This window comes from Bacillus sp. LM 4-2, from assembly GCF_000978495.1.
Classification (GTDB): domain Bacteria; phylum Bacillota; class Bacilli; order Bacillales; family Bacillaceae; genus Bacillus; species Bacillus subtilis.
Genome location: NZ_CP011101.1, coordinates 823,456 through 838,982, shown reverse-complemented (window position 1 = coordinate 838,982; position 15,527 = coordinate 823,456). Strand labels below are relative to the sequence as shown.

The window sequence follows — 15,527 nt, the reverse complement described above, 5'->3', positions numbered from 1 at the left end:
CACCTCGCATGTTTGATCATTTTTTTAAAAAATGCTCTTTCGTTTCTTGCACGAGTTCCATCACTTGCGGCGTTGTTTTCTTCAGCTCTTTCACCTGCTGGTTCACAAAGTCGACTTCCTTTGAAAGCGTTTGGGCGAGCTTTTTGGCCTCATCCACTTTTGTGATGACAGTGTTTTTTAACAGCTCCGGATTGCTTTTATACAGTGAAAGTTTATGCTTGCATGTCAGCCATCTCATGCCGCACGCCTGTCTTGTCGGCTTATGGAGCAGTGATAACGCCGCGCCTGCCGCAGCTCCGAGAAATATCCCTTTCAGCATTAAACGTTCGTTGTTCATGCAAATTCTCCTTTCACTCACAATTGTTTTTCTTTTTGAATAGACGCAAGCAGATGCTCACAGCCCGATTTGATTAATTGGCAGACTTCTTCAAAATTCCCTGTGTAGTAAGGATCGGGAACGTCGGCAAGATCTGAATCTTCAACATAGTCCAAAAGCCTTTTGATATGTGAGGTGTTTTTAAATCCCGCCATGCTTCTGAGACTTCCGATATTTTCTGCATCCATTGCAATGATGTAATCAAAATCGGCCAGATCCTGTTCGCTGACTTGACGCGCCAGCATGCCATCAAAGCTGATTCCTTCTCTGCGCAATATCTCCTGCGTTCCCTCATGCGGCGGATTGCCGATGTGCCAGCCGCCGATTCCCGCTGAGTCCGCCTTGATTTTCCCCTCTAATCCTTTTTTGGCTGCCAGGTCCCGAAAAATCGCTTCCGCCATCGGAGACCGGCAAATGTTTCCTAAACAAACAAATAACACGCTTATCATGTTGTCCAACCTCCCTATTCTTTGCCCCTATTTCTCTAAAAAGAAACCTTCATGAATATCTTAGTAGGATGTTCATTTTCTTTTCAACTGATGTCTTCACTTTTTTGGAATGAACAGCCTGCTTTTAGAATAGGGTTTTTTTCTGATGGAATTCTGTTAGAATAAAACATACCTATATTGCGCATAGAAAGGATGGAACCATTTGTCCAGCCCAAATACAGAAACATTAACTCAAATGATTGAAGAGATTTCCCAAAAGCTGAACATGCTGAACGTCGGCGTAATCAAAGCGGAGGATTTCAGTGATGAGAAGATTGAAGACCTCACGTACCTTCACAGCATGGTGATGAAAAAAGAATCATTCAGCCCAAGTGAAATGCAGGCGATTGCTCAAGAATTAGCCTCGCTTCGTAAATAATGGAGACTGGCCGGAAACTCGGCGAGTCTTTTTTATCATTTCCCCAAACCAATTTTCCTTAGAACAGTAAACAGCAAAGTGTTCGAATAAGATTTGAAGGAGTACAAGCATGCAAACGACATCTATCAAAACAGCATCCGGAATGTATATCAACTACTTCTTTCTGGGGATGGTCAACATCATTCTCGCATCCAATATGTCTTCATTAACAAAACAGTGGAATACCGATCCGACTGGCATCAGTTATGTCATTGCCGCTATCGGGTTTGGCAAACTGCTGACATACGGCATTTCCGGCGTTCTATCAGATAAAATCGGCAGAAAGCCGCTTGTTGTCGCTTCTGCAGGAATTATGGCCGTCTTTTTAGTCGGTATTCCTTTATCACCGAGCTATGAGCTGGCGTTTGTTTTCGCCTTATTAGCCGGAGTCGCAAATTCAGCGATGGATGCCGGAACATATCCGGCCCTAACCGAGCTCTTTCCGTCTGCTTCCGGTTCGGCGAATGTCTTGGTCAAAGCCTTTATGTCTGTCGGGGCCGCACTTTTGCCGCTTTTGATCACATTTTTAGCAGACCACAGCATGTTTTACGGATTTGCTTTTTATCTGCCGGCAGCGGTCTATCTCCTGAATATTATTTATTTATCAACGCTTTCGTTTCCTAAAAAACATAAGAAACCAACTAATAGCGGCCAACAGGAATCTCCCGTTTTCTTGTCTGAACCCGTTTTTCAGAAAGAAGGCACTGCACTGATTATCATCGGTTTTACATCCACGGCTTTATTTACGGTTTCTCAAATCTGGCTCCCGAGCTACGCGCAAAAGGCAGCCGGTTTAGCTGAATCAGCATCCGTTCAATTGCTGAGCTATTATAGTATAGGATCTCTGGCATCTGTTTTATTATTAGCCGTTTTGCTGAACAGATGGGTCAAACCTGTCTTCATAACGCTCTTATATCCTATTATTACTTTATGTACCCTCGCAGTCATGCTGACCGTTCATATCCCAGTTGTGCTGGACATCACTGCCTTTTTCTTAGGCTTTTCAACTGCGGGTGTGTTTCAAATTACCATTACGTTAATGACAGAGCTTTTCTGGAAGCGAAAAGGAACCGTTACCGGAATTGTAGCGACCGCTTCAAGTCTTGCATCAATTCTGCTGCCGATTGCAACAGGGCTTATCGCAAAAGCGGGGGGCATCGCCCATATTTTCATATTCGACTTCGGCATTGCGGTCATCGGAACGGCTGCAGCTGCTTTCTTGTATTACAGGTACAAGAAACTGACAGGTGCTCAAGCCTAAGCAACAAAAAAACGGACGCCCAAGAGCGTCCGTTTTTTCTTATTTCTCAAGCAATGCCAATGACTCGCGGTTAAATGCCGGTATATCGTCCGGTGTGCGGCTAGTGACCAATTGATCCTGGCAAACAACCACTTCCTTGTCCACAACGTCGGCACCGGCGTTTTCCATGTCAACACGAATGGACGTATAGCCCGTCGCTTTTCGGCCGTCGAGCGCTTTCGCATTGATTAAAAGCTGCGGGCCGTGGCAAATGGCGAATACCGGTTTTTTGTCAGTCATAAACGCTTTTGTAAATTGGACGAAACGATCGTCAGCGCGAAGCTGGTCTGGTGAAAATCCTCCGGGAATCAAAAGCGCATCAAAGTCTGAAGGGTTTACGTCGTCAATGGACGCGTCAACCGTCACTTCCGCTTTTCCCTGCTTGCCTTTTACTGTTTTTCCTTTTTCATTTTCGATGACAGTCAGTTCATGTCCCGCTTCTTTAAAGGCTTTCGCAGGCTCAGTGTACTCGCTGTCCTCAAAGTAATCTGTCAAAACAACTGCAATTTTTTTCCCCATGGTTCATAACCTCCCGCTTTATATGTCTACATAAAACACTCTACCCCAGCCACACTAAAATAAACATTTTGCGAATATGGACAAACGATAAGCATAAATACCCAGTATTTGTCGCTTGAAGCTGCTACATAGTACTCATTTTTCTCCCTTTTACAATAATCATAAAGAAACACCTACAAATAGTTACAAAATATTCTTACAATAGGAGCTGTAACACAAATTTCGTTGAAAGGTGGAGAACTGGTGAGAATACAGAAAAGACGAACACACGTCGAAAACATTCTCCGTATTCTTTTGCCCCCAATTATGATACTTAGCCTAATCCTCCCAACACCACCCATTCATGCAGAAGAAAGCGCGGCTCCTCAGGTGCATCTGAGTATTTTGGCTACAACTGATATTCATGCCAACATGATGGATTACGATTACTACAGCGACAAAGAAACGGCGGATTTCGGTCTGGCAAGAACAGCGCAATTGATCCAAAAGCACCGCGAGCAAAACCCTAACACTCTGCTTGTGGATAACGGCGACTTGATTCAAGGGAATCCGCTGGGTGAATACGCGGTGAAATATCAAAAAGACGACATTATCTCCGGCACGAAAACCCATCCGATTATCAGCGTCATGAATGCGCTGAAATACGACGCCGGAACGCTTGGCAATCATGAATTCAACTACGGGCTCGACTTTCTCGACGGCACAATCAAAGGAGCCGATTTCCCGATTGTAAATGCCAACGTCAAAACAACTAGCGGCGAAAACCGTTATACGCCGTATATGATTAATGAAAAAACCCTCATTGATGAAAACGGTAATGAGCAGAAAGTAAAAGTCGGCTACATAGGCTTTGTCCCGCCGCAAATCATGACATGGGACAAAAAGAATCTCGAGGGGCAAGTTCAGGTGCAGGATATCGTAGAATCCGCCAATGAAACGATCCCGAAAATGAAGGCGGAAGGCGCAGATGTCATTATTGCCCTCGCCCACACCGGCATTGAAAAGCAGGCGCAATCATCAGGCGCAGAAAACGCCGTGTTTGACCTTGCCACTAAAACGAAAGGCATTGACGCGATTATCTCGGGCCATCAGCACGGACTCTTTCCTTCCGCCGAGTATGCGGGTGTTGCTCAGTTCAATGTGGAAAAGGGAACAATTAACGGCATTCCTGTCGTCATGCCAAGCAGCTGGGGCAAATATTTAGGCGTGATTGACCTCAAGCTTGAAAAGGCGGACGGCTCATGGAAAGTAGCAGATTCCAAAGGAAGTATTGAATCTATTGCTGGCAACGTCACATCAAGAAACGAAACCGTTACAAACACCATTCAGCAAACACACCAAAACACACTGGAGTATGTCCGAAAGCCAGTCGGCAAAACCGAAGCAGATATTAACAGCTTCTTTGCACAGGTCAAAGATGATCCTTCCATTCAGATCGTGACTGACGCGCAAAAGTGGTACGCTGAAAAAGAAATGAAGGATACCGAGTACAAGAACCTGCCGATTTTATCCGCTGGAGCGCCGTTTAAAGCAGGCGGCAGAAACGGAGCCAATTACTATACAAACATTCCAGCCGGAGATCTTGCGATTAAAAATGTCGGTGACTTGTATCTTTACGATAATACTGTTCAAATCGTCAAGCTGACAGGCAGCGAGGTCAAGGACTGGCTGGAGATGTCAGCAGGCCAATTCAATCAAATTGATCCAGCTAAAGGCGGCGACCAGGCCTTGCTGAACGAGAATTTCCGCTCCTATAATTTTGACGTGATTGACGGTGTCACATATCAGGTCGATGTGACAAAACCGGCTAAATACAATGAGAACGGAAAAGTGATCAATGCGGATTCATCCCGGATCATCAATCTTTCCTATGAAGGCAAGCCGATCAGCCCAAGCCAGGAATTTCTCGTGGTCACCAATAACTATCGTGCGTCCGGAGGCGGCGGGTTCCCTCATCTGACGAGCGATAAAATTGTCCACGGCTCTGCGGTTGAAAACAGGCAGGTGCTGATGGACTATATTATTGAACAAAAAACAGTCAATCCAAAAGCAGACAACAACTGGTCAATCGCGCCTGTTTCCGGCACGAATCTGACGTTTGAATCCTCGCTTTTGGCCAAGCCATTTGCCGATAAAGCAGACGACGTCGCTTATGTAGGCAAGTCTGCGAATGAAGGCTATGGTGTGTATAAGCTGCAATTCGATGATGATTCAAATCCAGATCCTCCTAAAGACGGACTGTGGGACCTGACCGTCATGCACACCAATGATACGCACGCACATCTCGATGATGCAGCAAGACGAATGACGAAAATCAACGAAGTACGCAGCGAAACAAATCACAACATTCTCCTTGATGCGGGAGATGTGTTTTCCGGCGATCTGTATTTTACAAAATGGAACGGTTTGGCCGATCTGAAAATGATGAACATGATGGGCTATGACGCCATGACCTTCGGAAATCATGAATTTGACAAAGGCCCGACAGTGCTTTCTGATTTTCTAAGCGGAAACAGCGCAACCGTTGATCCGGCGAACCGCTATCTCTTTGAAGCGCCGGAATTTCCGATTGTCAGTGCAAACGTAGATGTGTCAAATGAGCCCAAGCTGAAATCATTTGTCAAAAAGCCGCAAACCTTTACGGCAGGTGAAAAGAAAGAGGCCGGCATTCACCCTTACATTCTGTTAGACGTTGACGGGGAGAAAGTCGCCGTATTCGGCCTGACAACAGAAGATACAGCCACCACATCAAGCCCGGGCAAAAGCATCGTATTCAATGATGCCTTTGAAACAGCACAAAACACCGTCAAAGCGATTCAAGAAGAAGAACAGGTAAATAAAATTATTGCTTTAACCCACATCGGGCATAACCGGGATCTTGAGCTAGCCAAAAAAGTAAAAGGCATTGATTTGATCATCGGCGGACACACTCACACCCTCGTAGACAAAATGGAGGTCGTGAACAACGAAGAACCGACGATCGTGGCACAGGCAAAAGAATACGGCCAATTCTTGGGGCGCGTTGATGTCGCGTTTGATGAAAATGGCGTTGTGCAAACAGACAAATCAAATCAGAGCGTGCTGCCAATTGATGAGCATACAGAAGAAAACGCAGAAGCAAAACAAGAGCTTGATCAGTTCAAAAGTGAATTAGAAGACGTAAAAAATGAAAAAGTCGGCTATACGGATGTGGCGCTTGACGGCCAGCGTGAGCATGTGCGCACGAAAGAAACGAATCTCGGAAACTTCATCGCGGACGGTATGCTGGCAAAAGCGAAAGAAGCAGCCGGCGCCAGAATAGCGATAACAAATGGCGGCGGCATCAGAGCCGGCATTGACAAAGGTGATATCACACTCGGCGAGGTGCTCAACGTGATGCCGTTCGGCAATACGCTTTACGTGGCCGATTTAACCGGAAAACAAATTAAAGAAGCCCTTGAACAAGGCCTAAGCAATGTGGAAAATGGCGGCGGCGCTTTCCCTCAGGTGGCCGGAATCGAATATACCTTTACATTAAACAACGAACCTGGGCACCGTGTGTTAGAAGTGAAAATTGAATCGCCTAACGGAGACAAAGTTGCTATAAATACGGATGATACCTACCGCGTGGCAACAAATAATTTTGTCGGTGCCGGAGGAGACGGATATTCTGTCTTTACAGAAGCCTCCCATGGTGAAGACCTTGGCTACGTTGATTATGAGATTTTCACCGAACAGCTGAAAAAACTAGGAAACAAGGTCTCTCCTAAAGTTGAAGGACGGATCAAAGAAGTATTCCTGCCGACAAAGCAGAAGGACGGCAGCTGGACACTTGATGAAGACAAATTTGAGATTTACGCTAAAAATGCCAACACGCCGCTTGTCTATTACGGAACACATGAAGGATCACAAGAGAAGCCTATCAATCTCAAAGTAAAAAAAGATCAGGTCAAACTTTTGAAAGAAAGAGAGTCAGATCCTTCATTGACGGTGTTCAACTACTGGTACAGCATGAAGATGCCAATGGCGAACCTTAAAACTGCAGACACTGCAATCGGAATCAAGTCGACGGGAGAATTGAATGTGTCATTGGCAGATGTATATGACTTTACAGTAAAGCAAAAAGGAAAAGAAATAAAATCATTCAAGGAGCCCGTACAGCTTTCGCTTCGCATGTTTGATATTGAAGAAGCTCATAACCCTGCCATTTATCACGTCGACAGGAAAAAGAGAGCTTTCACAAAGACAGATAACGGATCAGTTGACGATGATATGGTGACAGGATATACAAACCACTTCAGCGAATACACGATCTTAAATTCCGGTTCGAACAACAAACCGCCGGCATTCCCGTCCGACCAACCGACAGGCGGTGATGACGGCAGTCATGGCGGAGGCTCCGACAAACCAGGCGGAAAACAGCCGACTGACGGAAACGGAGGAAATGATACGCCTCCCGGCACTCAACCGACTAACGGCTCTGGAGGAAACGGTTCGGGCGGATCAGGAACAGACGGTCCGGCTGGCGGCCTGCTTCCGGACACAGCCACATCCATGTACTCGATACTGTTGGCCGGATTTCTTATCAGCGCACTCGGAACGGCAATGTACTTACATCAGAGGAGAAAACAGAATAGAACGAATCAGGCATAAAAAAAGAGCTGCTCGCTAAGCGAGCAGCTTTCTTTATTTAAACCCACTTCACAACATCTTCAACAGCAGATCTTGTTTTCGGACGAGGGTCTCTCACTCGGTAGCCAAATGCCACCATCACAGAAATATCGAAGCTTCCGTTTTCCAGAAGGCCTTCTTCTTCAAGAATACGGTGAATGTGATCGTACTGGAAGCCTTCGATCGGGCAGGAATCAACACCGATTTGCGCAGCGGCAGTCATCATGTTGCCAAGCGCGATATAGGTTTGTTTTGATGCCCAGTCAAACAATGTTCTGTCACTTTCAAGCAAATGCAAATCGTTTTTCTGGAATTCTTCTGTTTTGCTTAAATAGCCTTCGTACACGTCTTGAGGCATTTGTTTTACTTCTTTTAAATGACGTTTGATGTAGTCCGCATTATATTTGATATCCTTCGCTGTACGCGCAAGAATCAGGACGAAATGGCTTGCGGTCGGCAGCTGCTTTTGCGCGCCCCATGTGTATTCACGAAGCTTCTCGCGGAAATCCGGATTTTGGACGACGACAAATTTCCAAGGCTCAAGGCCGAGTGAGCTCGGAGACAGTCTTCCTGTTTCTAAAATAAATTCAAAATCGCTGTCTGACACTTTTTTATTCGGGTCAAATTCCTTAGTCGCATGCCTGAAATTGTATGCATCCAGAATTTGTTTCTTTAGATCTGCCATGTAAAACACCTCTCCTTTAGGTTACTCTCATCTCTATTGTAGCCATTATGATAAAAAGTAAAAGTACGCACATTTTTGTTGGATAGTATCAATTTTGATACCAAACAAAAAAGCGCACTGCCGCAGGCAGGCGCCTATCTCATCTCCCCCGCCGCGCAAAATCAACAAATCGGAATTTGTCGAGACGGTGTCTGCTTTCCGTATATTGAAACAAACTGGTATCCTCCAAAAAGACGTAGTTTCTCACCACGACCATATGGTCATAGCCGCGTAAATCGAGCAGCTCTCTGTCCTCGTCCGTACACGGCTCGGCGACAATTTCTTTTTGGGCGTAACTGATCGAAAGACCTAGCTCTCCTTCTATATATTCATATATGGAGTTTTCACAAATTTCTTTCGTCAGGTGAGGGACATGCTTTCTGAAAAAGTAATCCTTGTCCAAAATCACATGTTCCCCGTCAATCTTTCTAGACCTGATGACTTCCCAGATGTCGTCATCCAGATTGGCCCGGAGCTGTTTTTGGATCAGCTCTGACGGAGGCTCCAGCCCGAATTTGTGTACAGTTGTTTTCGTTTCTTTGCCAAGCGTTTGCGCGAGCTCCTTGAAGCTGACAAGGCCCGAAACGGGAAACTGCATTTTTTCACGATTGAGCACGACGGAGCCTTTTCCCCTGATTTTCTGAATATAACCGTTTTGCGCGAGCATATGAAGCGCCTTTCGGACCGTTTCTCTTGATGTACCGTACTGTGCGGTCAACTCATGTTCAGACGGAAGAATCTCCTCCGCTTTCCATCGGCCGCCTTCAATTTGCTGTGCGATGTCTTTATAAATTGTGATGAATTTATTCACCTTCATTATGGACCACCCAGCTTAGTTTAACACGGTTTCGTTAAACGATAAACAATGGACTCATACGGGCGAAGCGTCATGTTCTGAAGCCCTTCCCTTGCTTCATCGTTCGTCAACAGCACCTCTGCCTTCCATTCGTCAGGCGCTAAAGAGTCCGGCAGTGTAAAGGCCGCCTCTGTCCCGTAAAAATTATTGATCACGAGCAGCTTTTCATTGCTGCCGTGTCTGAGATACGCAAAAATGTTCGGGTCATCCTTTGCGATTAACTCATACGTTCCCTCTGTCACAATGTCATACATTTTGCGAATTCGAATCAATTTTTGATAATGGTAAAACACCGAATTCTGATCCCTCAGCGCCGCTTCAGCATTGATTTCCCGGTAATTTCCTGCAACCGGTATCCATGGTGTGCCCGTTGTAAAACCGCCATTCTCCGTAGCATCCCACTGAACAGGGGTTCTGGAATTGTCACGGGATTTCGCCTGCAAAATGGCTGTGATCTCTTGATCAGCCATTCCTTTTTCCTTAAAGGCGTGATACATGTTCAGCGATTCGACATCCCGATAGGAACTGATGTCAGTAAACTTCGGATTCGTCATTCCCAGCTCCTCGCCCTGATAAATATAAGGCGTGCCCTGCATCATATGAATGGCCGTAGCAAGCATTTTCGCCGATTTCACCCTATATGCGCCATCATCTCCATATCTTGATACTATGCGCGGCTGATCATGATTGCACCAGAACAGAGCGTTCCATCCCTCTCCTGCGTGCATCCCCGTTTGCCAGTCGGATAGGATCTCCTTCAGCTTCAAAAAGTCAAACGGTGCCAAGGCCCATTTTTCGCCGTTAGGATAGTCAACCTTGAGATGATGGAAGCTGAATGTCATATCAAGTTCTTTATTGTCAGGATTCGTATACCGGATACAGTGGTCTATGGTTGTTGAAGACATCTCACCGACCGTCATGCTGTCGTAATGTGAAAACACCTTTTCGTTCATTTCATGCAGAAATTCGTGCACTCGCGGCCCGTCAGTGTAAAAAGAGCGGCCGTCGCCGCCGTCCTCCGCATTCGGAAAGCGCTGATCTTTAGAAATCAGGTTGATGACATCAAGCCTGAAGCCATCTATTCCCTTTTCAAACCAAAAATGCATCATGTCATAGACATGCTTTCTGACCTCTTCATTTTCCCAATTCAAATCAGCCTGCGTCACATCAAACAGATGCAAATAGTATTGGCCCGACGCTTCGTCAAGCTCCCATACCGAGCCGCCGAATTTCGATTCCCAGTTCGTCGGAACAGAACCGTTTTCCTGCGGGTTTTTCCATATATAAAAATCACGGTACGGACTGTCTATTGAAGAGATCGCCTCGCGAAACCATTCGTGCTCTGTTGACGTATGATTGACAACAAGATCCATGACGACTTTCAGGTCTCTTTTATGTGCTTCGGACACTAGCCGCTCAAAATCCTCCATCGTTCCGTATTCAGGATAAATCGAGTAATAATCACGAATATCGTACCCATTATCATGCTGGGGAGAATCATAAATCGGCGTCAGCCAAAGCACATCCACCTGAAGTATTTTTAAGTAATCCAGCTTTTCAATAATGCCGTTCAAATCGCCGACACCGTTTCCCGTCGTATCGTTAAAGCTTTTCGGATAAATTTGATAAACCACAGCTTTTTTCCACCATGGCGTTTGTTCTGTTTTCATCTGTCTCACCACCATATTTAAATTGAAAATGGGAAAAGGGAACGTTCAACACGTCCCGCTCCCCATTTGTTATTTATGTTTGAATCTCGCATACGCGTATGTTCCGGCAAACGGCACGATCAATACAATAGCCATCCCGATTGCAAACGCGCCCCAGTACTGGCTCATGATTGAGAAAATCCCCGGCACGCCGCCGACACCAACGGAGCTTGCCAGCACACCTTGAGAAGAAATATACATTCCGGCCAGGCCAGAGCTGACCATTGCAATGATAAACGGGAATCTGTATCGCAGATTCACCCCAAAGATGGCAGGCTCTGTAATGCCAAGATAAGCAGAAATCCCTGATGTGAGGGAGAGGCCTTTTTGTTTCTCATCCTTCACGATAAACATCATGGCCAGAGCCGCCGAACCTTGTGCGATATTAGAAAGCGCCAGCATCGGCCATAAAAAGGTGCCGCCGAGCTTTGAACCGATGAGCTGCAGGTCGACTGCAAGAAACGTGTGATGCATACCGGTAATCACGAGCGCTGAGTAGAAACCGCCATATAACAGACCGCCCAGTGCGGCAAAAGAACCAAACACCGAGATAAGCCCTGAAGTCAGTACATTACCGATCGCAAATGTAATCGGGCCGATAATGATAAAAGAGGCAAATCCCGTTAAGAGAAGCGTAATTGGTGCGACAACGAGCAGCTGTATGCCCTCAGGTGTGCGTTTTGTTAAAAATACCTCAATCTTCGCCAGCATATAAGAAGCAAGCAAAATTGGGAGCACCTGGCCCTGATAGCCGACTTTCTGCACCTCTAGGCCGAATAGATTCCATACCGGGATCTCTCCGCTTTGTTCTGCCGCGCCATATCCCCACGCATTCAGCAAATCAGGATGCACGAGCATAACCCCGAGCACAATGCCGAGAAGCGGATTGCCGCCGAACCGCTTGACGGCAGACCATCCGATTAACGCAGGCAAAAACGTAAAGGCCGTGCCTGCAATCAGGTTAATCATATTAGCAAGATCCGCCCACTGCGGATAAACCTGCACAATCGATTTTGTGCTGAAGAAAATGCCTTCCGCCGTTAAAATGTTATTGATCCCCATTAAAAGACCCGCCGTAACAATCGCAGGCAATATTGGAATAAAAATATCTGCAAGCGTTTTCACAGCACGCTGCAAAGGATTCATATTTTTTTCTGAGGCCTTCTTCACTTCATCCTTTGTTGACTCGCCAATCCCCGTTTCCTTAACCAGTTCAGCATATACTTTATTGACAGTTCCCTGGCCGATTACGACCTGAAACTGTCCGTTTGTCGAGAATGATCCCTTTACCACATCAATTTGATCAAGCATCTCTTGGTCAACCTTGCTTTCATCTATTAAAGCAAAACGCAAACGTGTAACACAATGAGTTGCCGCTGCAATATTTTCAGCACCGCCGACTGCTTCGACAATCTGACGTGCCGATTTGTTCAGTTCCCCCATGCCAACCCCTCCGTATCCGTTTTTATAACTTGTATATACAACTTATAATCATATTGTATTCCTGTATATACAGGTAGTCAACACTTTTTTATAGCGCTTTCATCCTAGTCTGGAATATATGAAACAGACAAGGTTACCCTAAAAGTCACAAGCACTTATTGTGACATTAAAAAGCAGGGTGAGCCTCTATGAATATACGCGACAAAGCGCTTCAGCTCATCAAAGAGCTTGAAGACAATCAGGACAGACCGATCTCTCCCAATTTGAAGGAAAACCTCGATAATCTGACCTTATTAACAGAAGGCTGCTCAGACATCGTATTTAGACAATTTGACTTTGGAAACGGGCTGTGCGGATTTATTGTTTGTGAAGAAACTTTGAAAAGTTAATAACAGAATCGACCATCAAAGGATCGAGAGAGGGCTTCACTGAAAGCCTCAGGGTATAATGTTCAGCGCGGCGTCTGCCCGCTAGCCGATTTCTTTCCCCGCCATACAGCTGAGGCTCTCCGTGAAGAGGGAGTGCGCCTGCCGAAAACCGTTGGTCAGACGGTCAGCATCCTCGGCGCTCTTGTTATTGGGACAGTACTGATGCGGAAATTGTGTCTGCTCCATGGTGATGATTGTATCTTGGATCGTTCAGGCCTGATCATCACAGCCTTTTGGATTTCCGTCATTATAGTGAAGTATCGTGGTACAGCCTATCGCTCTTACACTCAAAAAACGACCCGAAAGCCATGTATACACCAACCGGCAGCTTTTGGTTCTTCTTACATACAAATCAGCTTCGACTTTAACAGAATCAAACCAATCATTAATGTAGTGATTTCTCTTTTGCTGCCTTTACTCATTTATTTGATCATAAAAAGCAAAGCGTTGTTCGGCGCCAAAGCAAAGCACTAGGAGTTTTTAGCTTCTTTTGTTTGATAAACAGGATTCTGTTTTGTTTTCCTTATATCTTTCAGGTAGTACTGTTCAGATGTAAAGAATTCGGTGTACAGCGCTTTTACCTTTCTGCTCAATAACAACAGCGCAATCACATTTGGAACGAGAATAAAAGCCAATGCTAAGTCCAAAAAGCCCCAAATGGCTTTTGCTCCGCCTGCGGCACCTATGATAATAGCCGCTAAATAAACGAATTTGATCACGTGTCCTGCCAGCCGCCCGAACAGAAATTCAGCTTGCTTTACGCCGTAAAAAATGACAACCATAATGGTTGATACGACAAAGAAGACTAGGGAAACCGAAACGAAGTACCCTCCGCCAGAACCGAAATAATGCTGAAATGCAGCCGTCGTCAGTGCTGCCGGGTCAATTGAGGCGTTCTTCCCTGTCCAGACACCAGATGCAAGAACGACAAAAGCGGTGGTCGTGCAGATGATCAAGGTGTCAATGACAATGCCGATCACAGACCAAAACCCTTGCCGCACAGGATGATCAGTCATTGCTGCCGCATGTGCAATCGAGGCTGTTCCCATTCCGGCTTCATTAGAATACAGCCCGCGGGCAAATCCCCAGCGAACGGTTTCCGCCAACGCAGCACCTGCGAACCCTCCAACTGCTGAAGAAGAGGTAAACGCATTTGAAAAGACGAGAGAGAAAAACGCCGGCACTGATGATAGATTCATGAGAACAATCAGGAGACCGGCACCTGCGTATGCCCCTGCCATAAGAGGCACGACAAACTCTGTTACTTTTCCGATCCGCTTTACCCCTCCTATCACCACTAACCCAATCAAAAATGCAATTCCGATTCCTGCGTATATTTTATTGAAAGAAAACGTCTCGGCAAGCGAGACTGAAACCGAATTTCCCTGAACCATAATGCTGGGAATCAGCTCCACAATCAGCGCAACAGAGAAGAATACGCCGAGCCATTTCATGCGCAGCCCTTTTGTTATGTAATACATCGGTCCCCCGACGTATTCACCCTGCTCATTTTTTTCTCTGTAATGAACAGCAAGAACACTTTCAGAAAACTTAATCGCCATGGCAAATAAGGCAATAAGCCACATCCAAAAAACCGCTCCTGGTCCCCCAAACATAATAGCGGCGGGCACACCGACAATGTTCGCTGCACCGATCGTTGAACTGAGGGCTGAGGTCAATGCCTGAAGCGGTGTGACTGTGCCTTCTCCCTTCGGCTTTTTTCCTACACTGCCGATTGTCTGTTTGAAAATGTATAAAGGATAGCGAAATTGAAAACCTTTCAGCAAAATAGTGAAATACAAGCCCGTCCCCGTCAGCAGGATGATTAGCGGCGGACCCCACAGCCAATCAGATATATGCTCTATCCATACTAATAGTCGTTCCATCCCATCACCCTTTTTTCGTTTATGAATCATTTCCCATAGATGGAAAAACATAAACCTTTTGACATAGAACTTGGAACATAAAAAGGATGGCTTTTATCAATCGCCATCCTGCAGACAAGACAAATCAGCTGGAAGAAGGTCTGTTTCGTCCAAGCCGGTCATATACTTTATTCTTATAAAAAGCGGATGCTGGCTTTGAAAACATGCCTTTTTTGTCGACAAGCTTATCAAGCAGCAATTGCTTTTCAGATTTTTTTCTGATTAATTGCTCGCGTTCTTTTTCGTCATAGCACTTTTCGATTAAATGGTCGATGGTCATAAGCTCTTTTTTGAGCGCGCCCTCGTCCTCTGCCATTCCCGCGTTTTTCAAAATACGATAGCCCATGCGCAGCGATTCCGGCAAGTGTGCCGCGTCATCCTTCGGCAGCGGCTTCCCCATTCCCGGGAGGTTTTGAAAGTCCCCGTCTTTGATGGCGCGCTTAATTTTATCTTCAGACACAATATGGGAAAAATCCATCATTTCACCTCTTTTTATCTATACCTTATATTTTATCATACAATTCTCAATGTACCATTTTATTCCTTTATTTCTAGAAAGATACCTTGTTTTACATTTGGTAATATCAAAGCGAAACGTTGATTCGACGGCGTTTTTCGCCACTTTCTCCCTCATACGATTTTCACTTTTCTAATCTGCTGATTCGTGTTATATTGGATACGTTCGTTTTTT

General features: G+C 45.6%; 13 protein-coding genes and 3 pseudogenes. 6 read left to right on the top strand and 10 right to left on the bottom strand.

Features of this window, described 5'->3' with window-relative positions:
* Positions 1 to 16: 16 nt before the first annotated feature.
* A complete protein-coding gene (locus bslm_RS04175) occupies positions 17 to 337 on the bottom strand; it encodes a hypothetical protein (RefSeq protein ID WP_046380855.1) in 321 nt (106 codons plus the stop codon).
* Positions 338 to 354: 17 nt separating this feature from the next.
* Positions 355 to 825 carry a protein-tyrosine-phosphatase gene (yfkJ, locus tag bslm_RS04170; RefSeq protein WP_024573443.1) on the bottom strand — a complete coding sequence of 157 codons (471 nt, stop codon included), beginning with the start codon at positions 823 to 825 and terminating at the stop codon, positions 355 to 357.
* Between the two features lie 202 nt (positions 826 to 1,027).
* Here yfkJ and bslm_RS04165 point away from each other — a divergent pair, with 202 nt between their 5' ends.
* Together bslm_RS04165 and bslm_RS04160 are read left to right on the top strand one after the other, a co-directional pair.
* On the top strand, positions 1,028 to 1,243 hold the full coding sequence (locus bslm_RS04165; RefSeq protein ID WP_010330293.1) for a DUF1128 domain-containing protein: 216 nt from the start codon (positions 1,028 to 1,030) through the stop codon (positions 1,241 to 1,243).
* Between the two features lie 109 nt (positions 1,244 to 1,352).
* Positions 1,353 to 2,543 carry an MFS transporter gene (locus bslm_RS04160; protein WP_003243812.1) on the top strand — a complete coding sequence of 397 codons (1,191 nt, stop codon included), beginning with the start codon at positions 1,353 to 1,355 and terminating at the stop codon, positions 2,541 to 2,543.
* Between the two features lie 39 nt (positions 2,544 to 2,582).
* On the opposite strand, the gene yfkM is transcribed toward bslm_RS04160, so the two are convergent.
* Entirely contained in the window at positions 2,583 to 3,101 is a 519-nt protein-coding gene (gene yfkM / locus bslm_RS04155; RefSeq protein WP_003233673.1) for a general stress protein 18, read from the bottom strand.
* A gap of 243 nt (positions 3,102 to 3,344) precedes the next feature.
* Between yfkM and bslm_RS04150 the strand changes: the two genes are divergently transcribed.
* Positions 3,345 to 7,733 carry a multifunctional 2',3'-cyclic-nucleotide 2'-phosphodiesterase/3'-nucleotidase/5'-nucleotidase gene (locus bslm_RS04150; protein ID WP_080265328.1) on the top strand — a complete coding sequence of 1,463 codons (4,389 nt, stop codon included), beginning with the start codon at positions 3,345 to 3,347 and terminating at the stop codon, positions 7,731 to 7,733.
* Positions 7,734 to 7,770: 37 nt separating this feature from the next.
* Here bslm_RS04150 and bslm_RS04145 read toward each other — a convergent pair whose 3' ends face one another.
* The 4 genes from bslm_RS04145 to treP form a co-directional block, all read right to left on the bottom strand.
* Positions 7,771 to 8,436: an NAD(P)H-dependent oxidoreductase gene (locus bslm_RS04145; protein ID WP_029726870.1), complete on the bottom strand. Its 666-nt coding sequence runs from the start codon at positions 8,434 to 8,436 to the stop codon at positions 7,771 to 7,773.
* Between the two features lie 139 nt (positions 8,437 to 8,575).
* Entirely contained in the window at positions 8,576 to 9,292 is a 717-nt protein-coding gene (gene treR / locus bslm_RS04140) for a trehalose operon repressor (RefSeq protein ID WP_046380854.1), read from the bottom strand.
* Between the two features lie 20 nt (positions 9,293 to 9,312).
* Positions 9,313 to 11,001, bottom strand: a complete 1,689-nt coding sequence (treC, locus tag bslm_RS04135) for an alpha,alpha-phosphotrehalase (RefSeq protein ID WP_046380853.1) — start codon at positions 10,999 to 11,001, stop codon at positions 9,313 to 9,315.
* 69 nt (positions 11,002 to 11,070) lie between these two features.
* A complete protein-coding gene (gene treP / locus bslm_RS04130) occupies positions 11,071 to 12,483 on the bottom strand; it encodes a PTS system trehalose-specific EIIBC component (protein WP_003233682.1) in 1,413 nt (470 codons plus the stop codon).
* Positions 12,484 to 12,671: 188 nt separating this feature from the next.
* Between treP and bslm_RS04125 the strand changes: the two are divergent.
* The 3 pseudogenes from bslm_RS04125 to bslm_RS20465 form a co-directional block, all read left to right on the top strand.
* Positions 12,672 to 12,848, top strand: a pseudogene (locus tag bslm_RS04125) (spore germination protein); the annotation flags it as partial.
* A 135-nt stretch (positions 12,849 to 12,983) separates the two neighbouring features.
* Positions 12,984 to 13,064: pseudogene (locus bslm_RS21835) on the top strand (spore germination protein); the annotation flags it as partial.
* 48 nt (positions 13,065 to 13,112) lie between these two features.
* Positions 13,113 to 13,385: pseudogene (locus bslm_RS20465) on the top strand (endospore germination permease); the annotation flags it as partial.
* Here the strand turns inward: bslm_RS20465 and bslm_RS04115 are convergent.
* The 3 genes from bslm_RS04115 to bslm_RS20460 all read right to left on the bottom strand — a co-directional run bounded on the left by bslm_RS04115 (position 13,382) and on the right by bslm_RS20460 (position 15,470).
* A complete protein-coding gene (locus tag bslm_RS04115; RefSeq protein ID WP_029726873.1) occupies positions 13,382 to 14,797 on the bottom strand; it encodes an alanine/glycine:cation symporter family protein in 1,416 nt (471 codons plus the stop codon). The pseudogene bslm_RS20465 and the gene bslm_RS04115 overlap by 4 nt on opposite strands.
* Positions 14,798 to 14,921: 124 nt before the next feature.
* A complete protein-coding gene (locus tag bslm_RS04110) occupies positions 14,922 to 15,314 on the bottom strand; it encodes a DnaJ family domain-containing protein (RefSeq protein ID WP_003233692.1) in 393 nt (130 codons plus the stop codon).
* 18 nt (positions 15,315 to 15,332) lie between these two features.
* Positions 15,333 to 15,470: a hypothetical protein gene (locus bslm_RS20460; RefSeq protein WP_010886442.1), complete on the bottom strand. Its 138-nt coding sequence runs from the start codon at positions 15,468 to 15,470 to the stop codon at positions 15,333 to 15,335.
* Positions 15,471 to 15,527: the final 57 nt, after the last annotated feature.

Coding starts and splice junctions, on each gene's coding strand:
- bslm_RS04160 (WP_003243812.1), top strand. CDS start 1,353: ATGCAAACGACATCTATCAAAACAGCATCCGGAATGTATATCAACTAC.
- yfkM (WP_003233673.1), bottom strand. CDS start 3,101: ATGGGGAAAAAAATTGCAGTTGTTTTGACAGATTACTTTGAGGACAGC.
- treR (WP_046380854.1), bottom strand. CDS start 9,292: ATGAAGGTGAATAAATTCATCACAATTTATAAAGACATCGCACAGCAA.
- bslm_RS04115 (WP_029726873.1), bottom strand. CDS start 14,797: ATGGAACGACTATTAGTATGGATAGAGCATATATCTGATTGGCTGTGG.
- bslm_RS04145 (WP_029726870.1), bottom strand. CDS start 8,436: ATGGCAGATCTAAAGAAACAAATTCTGGATGCATACAATTTCAGGCAT.
- bslm_RS04175 (WP_046380855.1), bottom strand. CDS start 337: ATGAACAACGAACGTTTAATGCTGAAAGGGATATTTCTCGGAGCTGCG.
- bslm_RS04110 (WP_003233692.1), bottom strand. CDS start 15,314: ATGGATTTTTCCCATATTGTGTCTGAAGATAAAATTAAGCGCGCCATC.
- bslm_RS20460 (WP_010886442.1), bottom strand. CDS start 15,470: ATGAGGGAGAAAGTGGCGAAAAACGCCGTCGAATCAACGTTTCGCTTT.
- yfkJ (WP_024573443.1), bottom strand. CDS start 825: ATGATAAGCGTGTTATTTGTTTGTTTAGGAAACATTTGCCGGTCTCCG.
- treP (WP_003233682.1), bottom strand. CDS start 12,483: ATGGGGGAACTGAACAAATCGGCACGTCAGATTGTCGAAGCAGTCGGC.
- treC (WP_046380853.1), bottom strand. CDS start 11,001: ATGAAAACAGAACAAACGCCATGGTGGAAAAAAGCTGTGGTTTATCAA.